The organism is Nocardia brasiliensis ATCC 700358 (assembly GCF_000250675.2).
Lineage (GTDB): Bacteria > Actinomycetota > Actinomycetes > Mycobacteriales > Mycobacteriaceae > Nocardia > Nocardia brasiliensis_B.
The window spans coordinates 4,182,834-4,195,124 of the sequence record NC_018681.1 but is presented as its reverse complement, the minus strand read 5'-3'; the positions used below and the strand labels follow the sequence as shown (position 1 = coordinate 4,195,124).

At 68.1% G+C, this 12,291-nt stretch carries 14 protein-coding genes; 4 read left to right on the top strand and 10 right to left on the bottom strand.

What is annotated here, in order from left to right; genetic code table 11:
• Positions 1-90 precede the first annotated feature (90 nt).
• Positions 91-816, top strand: a complete 726-nt coding sequence (locus tag O3I_RS18915; protein ID WP_014984564.1) for a GntR family transcriptional regulator — start codon at positions 91-93, stop codon at positions 814-816.
• Between the two features lie 68 nt (positions 817-884).
• Complete coding sequence (locus O3I_RS42740) at positions 885-1,544, top strand: GNAT family N-acetyltransferase (protein ID WP_014984563.1); 660 nt, start codon at positions 885-887, stop codon at positions 1,542-1,544.
• On the opposite strand, the gene O3I_RS18905 is transcribed toward O3I_RS42740, so the two are convergent.
• From O3I_RS18905 to O3I_RS18890, 4 genes are all read right to left on the bottom strand, one after another.
• Positions 1,472-1,852, bottom strand: coding sequence for a low affinity iron permease family protein (locus O3I_RS18905; protein WP_014984562.1), 381 nt, complete (start codon positions 1,850-1,852; stop codon positions 1,472-1,474). The genes O3I_RS42740 and O3I_RS18905 overlap by 73 nt on opposite strands.
• A gap of 119 nt (positions 1,853-1,971) precedes the next feature.
• On the bottom strand, positions 1,972-2,886 hold the full coding sequence (locus O3I_RS18900) for a bile acid:sodium symporter family protein (protein WP_041562707.1): 915 nt from the start codon (positions 2,884-2,886) through the stop codon (positions 1,972-1,974).
• Positions 2,887-3,059: 173 nt separating this feature from the next.
• Positions 3,060-4,097, bottom strand: coding sequence for a hypothetical protein (locus tag O3I_RS18895; protein ID WP_014984560.1), 1,038 nt, complete (start codon positions 4,095-4,097; stop codon positions 3,060-3,062).
• A gap of 155 nt (positions 4,098-4,252) precedes the next feature.
• The gene (locus O3I_RS18890; protein ID WP_337587885.1) at positions 4,253-4,720 is read right to left on the bottom strand and encodes a helix-turn-helix domain-containing protein; all 468 of its coding nucleotides are present in this window, start codon (positions 4,718-4,720) and stop codon (positions 4,253-4,255) included.
• Positions 4,721-5,118: 398 nt separating this feature from the next.
• Between O3I_RS18890 and O3I_RS18885 the strand changes: the two genes are divergently transcribed.
• Both O3I_RS18885 and O3I_RS18880 read left to right on the top strand, forming a co-directional pair.
• A complete protein-coding gene (locus O3I_RS18885; RefSeq protein WP_014984558.1) occupies positions 5,119-5,958 on the top strand; it encodes a MerR family transcriptional regulator in 840 nt (279 codons plus the stop codon).
• 2 nt (positions 5,959-5,960) lie between these two features.
• The gene (locus O3I_RS18880; protein WP_014984557.1) at positions 5,961-6,425 is read left to right on the top strand and encodes a DUF1707 and DUF4190 domain-containing protein; all 465 of its coding nucleotides are present in this window, start codon (positions 5,961-5,963) and stop codon (positions 6,423-6,425) included.
• Positions 6,426-6,465: 40 nt separating this feature from the next.
• Here the strand turns inward: O3I_RS18880 and O3I_RS18875 are convergent, their stop codons facing one another.
• From O3I_RS18875 to O3I_RS18850, 6 genes are all read right to left on the bottom strand, one after another.
• The gene (locus O3I_RS18875; RefSeq protein WP_014984556.1) at positions 6,466-6,951 is read right to left on the bottom strand and encodes a pyridoxamine 5'-phosphate oxidase family protein; all 486 of its coding nucleotides are present in this window, start codon (positions 6,949-6,951) and stop codon (positions 6,466-6,468) included.
• Positions 6,952-7,000: 49 nt separating this feature from the next.
• Complete coding sequence (locus O3I_RS18870) at positions 7,001-8,461, bottom strand: alpha/beta hydrolase (RefSeq protein WP_014984555.1); 1,461 nt, start codon at positions 8,459-8,461, stop codon at positions 7,001-7,003.
• A 184-nt stretch (positions 8,462-8,645) separates the two neighbouring features.
• Complete coding sequence (locus O3I_RS18865) at positions 8,646-9,266, bottom strand: response regulator transcription factor (protein ID WP_014984554.1); 621 nt, start codon at positions 9,264-9,266, stop codon at positions 8,646-8,648.
• Positions 9,263-10,396, bottom strand: coding sequence for a sensor histidine kinase (locus tag O3I_RS18860; RefSeq protein WP_014984553.1), 1,134 nt, complete (start codon positions 10,394-10,396; stop codon positions 9,263-9,265). The genes O3I_RS18865 and O3I_RS18860 overlap by 4 nt, the downstream gene beginning before the upstream one ends.
• 5 nt (positions 10,397-10,401) lie before the next feature.
• Positions 10,402-11,217 carry an ABC transporter permease gene (locus O3I_RS18855; RefSeq protein ID WP_014984552.1) on the bottom strand — a complete coding sequence of 272 codons (816 nt, stop codon included), beginning with the start codon at positions 11,215-11,217 and terminating at the stop codon, positions 10,402-10,404.
• Positions 11,214-12,191 (bottom strand): ABC transporter ATP-binding protein, encoded by a 978-nt coding sequence (locus O3I_RS18850; RefSeq protein ID WP_424769572.1) that lies wholly within the window; start codon positions 12,189-12,191, stop codon positions 11,214-11,216. Before O3I_RS18850 ends, O3I_RS18855 begins: the two co-directional genes overlap by 4 nt.
• Between the last annotated feature and the right edge of the window lie 100 nt (positions 12,192-12,291).

The following is a 12,291-nucleotide window of genomic DNA, read 5'->3' as shown; positions in this document are numbered from 1 at the left end:
GTAATTGGTGTACACCAATTTGCCGGTGACGAGATTGGCATACACCAATTCCGGCGTCAACTCCGGGGGCGGCGCGGTAGGTTCGGCGGCATGGGCAACACCACCGGAACCGCTCCGGACACCACGCAGCAGCCGCGCTACTACGGCACCAAACTGGCGCTGCGCCAGCTCATCAGCACGCTGGAATCGTCCACCGCGCTCCCACCCGAACGGGTGCTCGCCGAACAGCTCGCCACCTCGCGGACCACGCTGCGCAAGGCCCTCGCCGAACTCGCGGCCGAGGGACTGCTGCGGCGCGTGCAGGGCAGCGGGACGTTCGTCGCGCCGCCCAAGGTGGTGCACCTGCAGCAGTTGACGTCGCTGACCGACGACCTCGACGCGCAAGGGCTGCAAGTAGATTCGCGCATCCTGGAGCTGACGAAGGTGGCGGCGGACGAGGTGGTCGCCGGACGGCTCGGGATCGCGCCCGGCGCCCGGATCCATCGCCTCGAACGCCTGCGCTCGGTCGACGGCGAACCGCTGGCGATCGAGATCGCGCACCTCGCCGACAAGTTGCCCGACCTGCGCCGACGGCTGACCGATAAAGGCTCGCTCTACGCGACCCTGCGCGACTGCTACGGGATCGAGGTGGCCGGCGTGGAGGATACCGTCGAAACCGCGCTCACCACTCCGGCGGAGGCGGCCCTGCTCGATGTCGCGGTCGGCTCCCCCACCCTGCTGATCCAGCGCCGCGCCTGCGATCCCGCGGGCCGCCCCATCGAGTGGACCCGCTCGATCTACCGCGGCGACCGCTTCCGTTTCGTCGCCCGCACCTGAATGCGGCGCGGTCCGGTGGATGGACCGGATCCGGGACGCGCGCCCGGCACGGCGGCACGATGGTCGCTATGACGGAAATCCGGCCGATGCAGCGCACCGACCTGGCCGCGGCGTGTGACGTACTCGGCCTGGCCTTCGCCGACAATCCGAACGCCCTCGCGGTGACCCGGGGCGATCGGGCGCGCGCCGCGCGCTTGATGCGCGCCGGAGCCCGGCTCGGCAAACTCGGCCGGGCGGCCGCCACGGTGCTGGTGGCCGAGCGCGCCGGACAGGTGGTCGGCGTGCTGAATGCCGCGCCGTGGCCGCGGTGTCAGTTCAGCGCCGCCGAGCAGCTGCGCCTCGCACCACGCATGATCGTCCTGCTCGGCACCAGACTGCCCCGGGCCGTCACCGCCCCGCGCGTGATGGCCGGACACGATCCGCGCCAACCGCATTGGCATATCGGGCCGATCGGCGTCCGCCCCGATCAGCAGGGGCAGGGCATCGGGCGACGGCTGCTGACCGCGTTCCTGGCGAAGGTCGACGCCGAGCGAATGCCCGCGTTCCTGGAAACCGACGTAGCTCGAAATGTGTTGCTATACCAGAGTTTCGGCTTCGAGACCATCGCACGCGCCCGTATCCACGACGTCGACAACCACTTCATGTGGCGTGCCGGTCAAGCCGATTCGCGGTTCTCCAGGCCGACCGCGTCGGCGAGTTCACGGCGGTGGCGTTCGAGCTCCGGGTGATCGCCGCTCAATTCGCCCATGAAGTCGGCCAGCGCGTCGGCGATCGCATTGAGCTTCTGCTGCACCGCTTCATCGGAGCGCGACTGCGTGTTCTGCAACAGCGCCACCAACAGGAACGTGATGATCGTGGTCGCGGTGTTGATCACCAACTGCCAGGTGTCGATGCTCGGCAGCACCAGAAACGTCGGTGCCCACAGCAGCACCAGCAGCACACAGAAGACGAAGAACCCCGCCTTCGCGGTGAGCGCCGCGGCCCCGGTGGCGAAACGATCGAAGATCGTCAACTTCCCCCGCACGTCCGACGGCATTGTCCTACTACCCCCACCGCGTTGCGCCGTATCCCGCATGACTCATCCCATCCTCGAACACCGGTCCCCCTCGGGTTAGCCCGGTTACGCGCACGCAAACAGGGATGCGCGCGGGCGGGTCAGCGGGTGGTCTCGGCGGGGTCGCCGCCGCGGTCGACCGCGGCGGTGCGGGGGCGTTCGGGGTGGTTGCGGGTGACCAGCCAGCCGAAGCCGGCGGCCAAGGGGAAGATGGCGACGCCGTAGACGGCGGCGGGGATGGCCATTTCGGTGCTGCCCAGCACGCTGATGGCGATGGTGATGGCGATGACGCCGTTGTGGATGCCGACCTCCATCGAGCAGGCGATGGCCTGGCGGTCCTCGACGCCGAGCACGCGCGGGACGAGATAGCCCACGGTCAAACTGATCAGGCAGAACAGGATCATGGCGACGCCGATGGCGCGCACATACGCCACGACATCGCCGCGCTGGTCGATGATCGTCGCGGTGATCACGAGCGTCAGCGTGAGCGCGGAACCGATCCGGACGGGTTTGTCCATCCGGTCCGCGAAACCCGGTGCGAACCGGCGCACCAGCATGCCGAGCATGACCGGAATCAGCACGATCGAGAACACCTGCACGGTCTTGCCGAACTGCAACCCCACCGTGCCCGACTCCCCCGGATCGAAATAGCCGAGGGCGAAGTTCGTCACCAAGGGGACGGTGACCACCGCGATCACCGAATTCACCGCGGTCAGCGACACATTCAACGCGACATCGCCGTGGAAGAGATGGCTGAACAGATTCGCCGCCGTGCCACCCGGCGAGGCCGCGAGCAACATCACCCCCACCGCCAGATTCGGTGACGGATCGAACAACAGCACCAGACCGAACGCGATCGACGGCAGCAACAGCAGCTGGCAGGCCAGCGCGATACTGACGACTTTGGGGTTCTTGGCGATTCGCGTGAAGTCGGGCACGGTGAGCGAAAGCCCCAGCCCGAACATGATCACGATCAACACCAGGGGCAGACCCACGGAGACGAGCGGAGAGTCCATGGTGTCCTCCAATCGCAGTCACCGGCTTGTTCCGGCGCGCGCGGATAAATCCGAACCTGCCAGAAGTGTTCAGGGGACGCAAGATAACGTCACGCCCATAGAACTACGGGCCCGGCCGGTTCGCCCCGGAATCGGCGATATCACCGCGGTCGGCACGGAAACGCCCGCCGCGGTCAGAATTCCGGCGATGCTCCGCCGCCGCACAGAGTGATGTGGCGGCCGAGGCCGGAATCCAGACAGGAAGCCATGTCCTGCACGTACTGGTGCACCAGCCCTGGTCGATTCGGCCAGTAGGAGCCACCGACGAAGTGCCCCAGCACCTTTCCGCTGTGCGCACCGCTGGTGCCGAGCACGAGACCGCCCGAGTCGCCGAGGGCGAGCAGGTAGGACGGGCCGAGCTGCCAGCAGGCCGACCACTGCCGGGCAGGGTCGCCGAGTTGGGTGAGCGCGCCGATGATCTGGCCGGCGCGACGGCCCGAGATCGCGCCGTAGGCGGTCACCTCGATCGGCGCGTACGGCGGCCGTGGCGTCCCAGCGGGTCCGGTGTGATGCAGGCCGAGGATCTGGTCGCGCTGGTCCCGCAGTTCCACCACCGCATAGTCATAGCCCGCGCCGCCGGTGACCGCAGGATCGGACCAGTGGCTCACGATGCCCTCGATCCAGCTCGGTGTCCGCTGACCGGACGCGTAGATCTGCACTCGAGCGCCGACGCCGGTGACGAGGTGCCCGGCCGTGACGATCGCGGGTGTGTTCGTCGCGGTACGGATGCACGACACCCCGGCGGTGGCGGTCCGGTTCGGTACCGCGTTCTCGCGGACCAGGTCCCGCGGCTGTACCTGCGCGGCGGCGGGCAGCGGACGGGTGGTGACGTCGATGAGCGTCGCCGGACCGATCCGCCAGTCGATCAGCAGTTGCAGGGCGGGTGCCTCCGCGAATCGCCGCTGTGCGCGCGGATCCACCCGCTGGAGCAGCTCGAACGCGGTGTAGCGACCGACCGTGATGCCGCTGTCGGGGCCGAGCGCGCCGCATTCGACGAGCACGAGTTCGTTGTTCCAGCGGCCGCTCGGATCCGGCGCACTACCGACTCCCCAGACCAGTTGCGGGGTGCGGCCGTTCGCGACGGCATCCAGATGGTCGCGATAGCGGGTGGTCAGCGTGTCGACATTGCGGCGCAGGGTTTCCGATTCTTCGTCGACCGGATTCCACCACATAGCCAACATCCCCAGTCGAATGACGCGATGAATCGTCTGCGCCGAGGCCTCGGCGGATCATCATCTTACTTCGAATACGTTCGGGTACAGCGGAAATGCGGCCCACAGCGCCCAGGGACGAGAACCGGCGCGTGCCGGAATCGCGCGAGGCGCGGTCAGGCCGGCTCGGCTGTCGCCGGCGCGTGTTCTTCGCTGATGCGCAGTCGTTCGGCCAGCGCGGTGAGCAGTTCCTGCGATTCGTCGGACAGGTCGGCGGCCAGGTCGAGCAGTTTGCGCAGGCTCTCGTTACACAGCCCGGTGAGCAGCGGGCGATCGCCGGACGCCGCGTCCGGTTCGACGCCGCCGTAGAAGTAGTCGAGCGGCACACCGAAGAATGCCGACAGTGCGGCCAGCAATTGTTCGGACGGATTGCTCCGGACTCCTGAACGTAGTTGCGACAGATAGGAGTTGGAGACGGGGCAGCCGGCTGCCTGCAACGCGGCGGCGACGCGCGCGTAGGTGTAGGGCTTGCCGATCGGATCGCGCACCGTGTGGAACAGCGCGTCGAGCCGCGCGGCCAACGCGTCGGCCGTGTCGTCACAGGTCCCCGGCGGGGCTGCTTCCTGTCCCGAAATCGTCTTCACCAGTTCACCCACCCCACAAGAGAGCGATCCAACCGTGCACGTAACTTTTCCCAGAACAGCAGACCGTCCATGATCTCCGCAATCACTCAGCTAACAATGTGACCGAGGTCACTCAGGTAGGTATTACCTTCAACCACAGCCGTTTTCACGTCCGCATCTTCTGGCAAACAAGAATCGAGGTGCGGTGCCGCGGCCGATAGGGCCATCGGCAATCCATCCGCAGGACCAAAGTCCCCGATCCGGAACCACCTCGCCGGATCACGGTAGATGAGCATCAATCCCGCGCGGCAACCCCTTTGCCGCACAGGAACCTGCGCTGAACTGCCGAAATCAGACACGTTGTGAGCATTTACTAGAAGAGTGTTGACTAGCCGACTCGACACTGCAACGCTGGAACCGTGCGAACGAAGAGCATCGACCTCACCGTGGAAGACCTGGCCGCGCGCGCCGGCGTGCCCACCAGCACCGTGCGGATGTATCAGTCGAAAGGACTGCTGCACGCGCCGCGCCGCGCCGGACGCACCGCGCGCTACGACAGCTCGCACCTGCAACGGCTCGAATTGGTGCAGCGCCTACAGGATCGCGGTTTCTCGCTCACCTCCATCACCGAACTGCTCACGGCCCGCGAACAAGGCGCGACGGTGGCGGATCTGCTCGCCCTACCCGGCGGCCCGGAGGACTGGGTACCGCTCGGCCTGCGCGAGATCCGGGTGATGATCAAGGCCAAGGAGCTGCGACCCACCCTGCTGCGCAAGGCAACTCAGCTCGGGCTGGTCCGCTGGCGGCGCGGGCGCCCGCAGGCCCGGCGCTGGGCGCTGACCAGCGGGATGCGGGTCGCCGACCTCGATATCCCGCCCGCCGAGGTGCTCGACCAGGTGATCCGGCTGCGTGCGCACACCGATCAGATCGCGGCGGACTTCGGCGATATCTTCGAACGCACCCTGTGGCCGCGCATCCAGGCCGACAGCACCGAAACCGACCAGCTCGACCGGGTCCGCGCCCTGCTGGAGGAATTGACCGGCCTGGCCGAGGGCGTGGTGGTCAGCGCGTTGCGCGAGTCGGTGCGCCATCTCGCGGAAGAGTTCGCCACCCGGCACGAATTGCTCCCCGCCGAAGGCGAACTCCCCGCCTGGCTGGACCGTCCGATCCCCGTGCTCAACGAGCGCCTCCTCGAACCCGCCGACGACGGTATCGAGGCGGTGGACAAATTCCTGGCCGTCGATCAATCTCCGGAGTAGCGATGCATCCCTACCTCAACCCCGATCTGCTTGCCGCGGACGCCGATCGCGAACGCGTGGTCGCCGCACTGGCGCACAACTTCCGGGAGGGGCGCCTGGGCCCGCCCGAATATTCGACCCGCGTAGGACAGGCTCTGAGCGCCAGGACCGTGCGCGACCTGCAGACCACCCTCACCGATCTCCCGCCCATCGCGTGGCCCGCTCTCGCCCCGCCCGTCCCGATTTACGCACCCGCGCAACTCAATCGATCGAATCCGGTCGCGACCGCGGCGCTGTGGCTGGGCATCTTCTCCCTGATCGGTTGCGGATTCCCGGCGCTGCTCGCCGTCCCGCTCGGACTCGTCGGCCTCGCGGAGGAAAATCGGAACCCGCAACCGCGCCCGACCACCGCCTACGTCGGCATCGCCCTCGGTGTCGCGGGCGCGATGCTGTGGCTGACCATCTACCTCATGAACAAGGTCGGATAACCGACTGCGCCACAAGGCGACCGGGCGTACCGAACGCACGCTACGGCTTGCCCAACCGGGCGATGCGCGGCGTGAAGTTCGTCGGGAAACCGGCGCCGTCGAGTACCTGGATCCGGTCGGGATCCAATCGCAGCAGCGTGAACTGCGGGCTCTCGGGCCCGGCGGGGGCGAACATGCTCAGGTCGTAACCGACCGGCGGCGGTGTCGTCTGGAACAGATCCCACACCCGGCGCTTCTGCGCCACATCGTCCACCCAGGTGGCCACGGCCTCACCCTGCACGACGTGCTGGGCCGGGCTCCAATACGAAAACGCCACAACCGGATTGGCGGCCAGGTGCCGCGCCTTCACCGGCGTCTTACCGGTCGCGACCCAGCCGATCGGGCGACCCTCGCGCACCTCCCACAGCGGGTGCAGGATCCGCGACCGCGGGCGGCCCTTGCCGTCCACCGAAGTGACTGTGCACCAGACGATCTCCTGCGTGAACCGAACGAAGTCGGCTTCGATCGCCTCGAATGTTTCTGCCATGCGGCACCTCCTCGGCTCGATCGTAGTGCGAGATCACGACAACAACGGCTCAGCGTCCGCCCGCCGGTGCCGCCGCGCAGGCCACGTCGCGTTCCGGCCGTTGCCCGGTGGTCAGGAACGTAGTAACGGCGTCGTTCAGACAGGTGTTGTCCTTGAACAGGTAGGCGAGGTGGCCGCCCTGATCCGCGGTCACCAGCCGGGCGCGGTCGCCGAAGGCCTGCTCGAGTTCCCGCGCACCGGACAGCGGCGTCGCCGGATCCCGGAGATTCTGCACGATCAGCACATTCGACGGGCCGCGGTCGCCGATCCGCACCGGCGGTTCCACCGGGTCGGACGGCCAGTACGCGCACGGCCAGACATTGGCCGCCGCCGCGCCGAACATCGGGTAGCGGACCCGGTCGATCGCGACGTCGGCCTGATAGCTGAGATCCGAACGCGGCCAAGCGGTGTCGTTGCACAGCACGTGCAATTGGCTGGACAGGTAGTTGTCCAGGTCGGGCTGCTCGGCGTCGGCCGCCGGCGTCTGTTCCAGCTCGCCGGTACTCGCGGCCCGCCACAGCTCGGCCAGCGCAGGCAGGTTCTTGTCGTAGTAGAGCAGCGCGAAGGTGACTTGCCGGAACTGCGAACCGTAGCCGCCGCCAGCCGGATTCGGTATCGCGTCGAGCTGTGCCGCCAGTTCGAAGTACTTCGCGGTGACCTCTCCGGGGGTGTCCCCGAGACCGTATTCGGGATGGTCTGCCGCGAACGCCGCGAAATCCGGGAACCGGTCCTGGAACCCCTCGCCCAGCCTGCGTGCATGCAGGCTGTCGAAACCGCCCGGCCCGACGGCACTGTCGAGCACGACGCGGTCGGTGCGCTCCGGGAACAGCGACGCGTACACCGCACCGAGATAGGTGCCATAGGAGATGCCGTGGTACGACACCGTCTGCTCCCCCAGCGCCGCCCGGATCCGGTCCATGTCGCGCGCGGTGTTCGCGGTGCTGACGAACGGCAGGGTCGCCGCGGACGCGGACGTAGCGCATTGCCGCGCAATATCTTTCACCACCCCCGCCCGCTGCGCCACATCGATCGGATCACGCGCGTAGGGCGGAATATTGCTCGTCTGCTGGGCCGGGGACAGTGCACACGTGACCGGTGCGCTGTGGCCGACTCCGCGTGGATCGAAGCCGATCACGTCGTAGCGGTCGAGGACGCTCTGCGGCAGCCCGAGCTTTTTCAGGTCCGCGGGAAAACTCAGCCCCGCTCCGCCGGGACCGCCGGTGTTGGTCAGCAGCACGCCTCGGCGCTGTGCCGGGTCCGCACTGCGCAACCGGGAGATCGCGATCTCGATCTGCGATCCGTCCGGGTTCCGATAGTCGAGCGGCACTTCGAGCACCGCGCATTGCAGGGCGGGTGCGGTGACGTCGGCCGGACAGGCGCCCCACGCCAAGCCGGGCGCCGCGGTCGCGACCGCGGGCGCCATCGAGGCGGCCACGAGCGCGGCGAGGACCGGCAACAAAGTCTTTCGCATGATTTCTCCTGATTCTGAGCGTGCTTCGAGCAGCCGATCGGCGACACGGGGGCGCAAGACCACGGCGCCGGCGCCGATCCGCCCTATGCTGGGTCGTGCCGTGAGGCGTGGCGGCGTCCACACGGTGCACGGGGAAGCGACCCGCCCAGTAGTACTGCTGGGCGGGTCTTCCGCGCCCGGCCCCTTAGATCCAGCCCTTTTCGCGGGCTTTGAGTGCCGCTTCGTAGCGGTTTGCGACCCCTAGTTTCGCCATCGCCGACGACAGATAGTTGCGGGTCGTGCCCGGTGACAGGTGCGCGCGACGCGCGATGTCCTCGACCGACGCACCGTCGATGGCGTATTCGAGCACATCGGCCTCGCGCGCGGTGAGCAGTGTGTCGCCCGCGCTGATGGCTTCGGCGGCCAGTTCCGGATCGACGTAGCGGCCACCACCGTGCACGGTGCGGATCACCGCCGCCAAGGTCGCGGCCGAGGTCGTTTTGGGCAGGAAGCCCCGCACGCCCGCGGCCAGGGCGCGTTTCAGATAGCCCGGCCTGCCGTGACTCGTGACGATCAAGGTGGCCGCGCCGGGCGTGAGGCGTTGCAGTTCGACGGCAGTCTCGATGCCATCAATGCCGGGCATCTGCAGATCGATCACGGCGACGGCGACCGGCGCGCCCGCCTCGCTGCGCCGCCGCCACGCGGCAACGAGTTCCTCGCCGGAGCCGACATGGTCGATCACCTCGAGATCGGCTTCCAGGTCGAGCATGGTCGCCAGCGCGGCCCGGACGAGCGTTTCGTCATCGGCGAGAAATACCGGAATCATTCTTTCTCCCAACGTATCTCGAGGATGAACTGCTCGTCGGAGGCGAGCACGTCGAGGGTTGCGCCGATGGTCGCGAGCCGCTCCGCGACCCCGCGCAGCCCCGAACGCTCCCCCGGCGCGCCGTGCGGACGATCGTTGCGCAGCGACATTCCGGCCGCCCCGAGCGCGAGCACCGCCGTGGTCGCCGCGGAGTGCTCCACGATATTCGTGGTGCCCTCCCGCACCACCCAGGCGGCGACCTCGTGACAGCGCGCCGGAACGTTCGCCGGATCGCCTTCGACGTCCAGACGGCAGCCCACCGCCGACAGCAGCGACCGCGCCCCCGCCACCTCGTTCATCAGGTCGATGCCGCGGTAGCCGCGGACCAGTTTGCGCATCTGGTCCATGGATTCGACGGCCAGCGTCCTGACCTCGTCCATCTCGGCGGCCGCCGGTTCGGCCTTCCCGGACCGGGAAAGTACCGCGGCGAGTTCACTTTTCACCGCGATCGCGGAAAAGCTGCGGCCCACCACATCGTGCAGATCCCGCGAGAAGCGCAAACGCTCTTCGGCGACCTGCAATTCGGCTTCGACCCCCTTGGCCCGATCCAGCTCTTCGACGACCCGCAGACCCCACAGCGTGAGCAATGTCGTTCCGACAAGGACGATTCCGGCGAGGTAGGTGCCGCCCGCGAAGCCGAGCACCGCCAGCGGCGACGATCCGTAGAGCAGTCCGGTGACCAGCGCGATCCCCAGGGTCGCCCACCATCTGTGCCGAATGAACGACACGAGCGAGTAGGTGGCGAGGATGGCCGCGTAGAGGCCGGTCACCGCCGCTCGATCGGTGACCTCGTCGTCGGTCGCCCACCGAGCGATCACCGCGAACGTCAGCAAGATGCCGATCTGCACCGCGACCGCGACCGGCAGTACCCAGCGCCGGGAAATCCATTCGGTCGACCCGGCGAACTCCGGCTGCACCTCCAGCGCGAGGATCGCGATGAGGCCGGCGGCCAGCACCCCGGCCACCGCCCACGGCGCGCGCACGGTGAACGCCATCACGACGACCACCGCGGCCACGCTCGACTGCAGGGTGAGCCTGGTGTAGAGCCGGAACTTGGCCGGTCCGGACAGCTCGTGCCACCAGGTGCTCATCCGGTTCAACCGCGGTCGTCCCAGCGGAAGCTCTTGCGGGTCAGCGCGAGCGCCAGGACGGTCCATATCGCCAGTGTGGCAAACGGGCGGCCGAGTTCGGCGCAGGTGCCCGCGAAGTCGAGCGCCGGATCGCCGGTACCCGCGGTGGCCAACCTGCCCGACGCGCCGAGCGAGACCAGGTCCGAGACGGCCGCGAACGGTGTCCAGTCGGCCAGGTCGGCCAGCCGGTCCGGCAGCACCTTCCGGATGGAGGCGAGGCCGAGCATCGCGATCGTCATCACCGGCAGCGAGGTGATCTGCGCGGCCTCGGCATTCTTGGTCACGGCGCTGGTCGCCAGAGCCAGCAGGGAGAACAGCACGATCCCGCCGAGCAGCGCCAGCACGATCGCCGCCGGATTGACCGGCGCGGGTGCGCCGGTGCCGTACACCACCGCGGCGACGACCACCGTGCAGGCCAGCGTCGCGAGCGCACCGGGAACGGCCGGGGCGAGCATGATCTGCCAGTCCGCGGACTCGCCGGTGCGCAACCGTTTCAGCACACCCTCGCTGCGGCGGGTCGTCACCATCGACAGCACCGAGTAGTACTGCACGAACAGCAGGGCCGACAAGGCGAGCAGTTCGAACGTCACCGCCGCGGTGGACGTGGTCGGCGCAGTGTCCTTGATCGCGATGAAATACAGGGCCAGCGGTATGCCGACCGGGAACAGCGTCGCCATGTACATCAGCGTCTTGTTCCGCCGGAACTGCAGGTACTCCGCCTTCGCGAGCGCGGCCAGCGGGCGGCGGCGAAAGCCGGTGTCGGCGGTCGTCAGGGTGGTCATCGGGCTGCTCCGATCAGTTCGGGGGTCGCGGCGGCGACCGGTTCGTCGGCGATGTCGAGGAACACCGATTCGAGCGAGGCGGCGCGGGCCTCCAAACCGCCCAGCTGCAAGCCGTGCGCCCGCGCCCAGCCGAGCAGTTCGAACAGGTGCCCCTGCAGATCGTGTGTGGTGACGGTGACGCGCGCCTGCGCGTCGAGCTGCGCGCCGGGCAACGGTGGCAACGGCAGGCCGGGGTGATCGAAGACGATCCGCGCCGGATGACCGTCGACTATCTCGCGCAGCGTGCCCGCCCGCGCGACCGCACCCTTGTGCATGATCGCGATCCGGTCGGCCAGCGCCTCGGCCTCGTCCAGGTAGTGCGTGGTGAGCACCATGGTCACGCCGGACGCCTTCAGGTCGGCGAGCAATTTCCAAGTGCCCCGGCGGCTTTCGGGATCGAGGCCGGTAGTCGGCTCATCGAGGAACAGCAGGCGCGGCTGTCCCAGTAGTGCGCACGCCAGATCGACGCGGCGCTGCTCGCCACCCGAGAGCGAACCGACCCGGACATCGGCCCGGTCCGCGAGATCGACGAGCTCGAGCACGGTGGCGCTGGTCGTCGGGTTGGTGCACGTGCCGCGCCACATTTCCAGCGTTTCGCGAACGGTCAGCTCCGCGGGCAACCCACCCGACTGCAACATGATGCCGACCTGCGCACGCACCTGTGCCCGGTCCCGGCGCGGATCGAGGCCGAAAACCTCTACGACACCGTCGGACGGCGCGGCCAGTCCCTCCAGCATGTCGAGCGTCGACGTCTTCCCGGCGCCGTTGGTGCCCAGCAGGGCGAACACCTCCCCTTCGGCGACACGCAGATCCACCCCCTTGACCGCCTCGAATGCCTTCTTCCCCTGACCATAGGTGCGGCGCAGTCCCCGAGCGACGATAACCTCGTCATTCCGATGCAGCCCCGGCCGCGCCCCAAACATTGCACTGTTCATGCCTTCAACGATCGCGAACCCGGCCCACCCCCAGTAGTAAGCCCAGTCACCGAATCCCGTGCATTCCCCCACGAACCCGCCATGACAAATGTCATCGTCC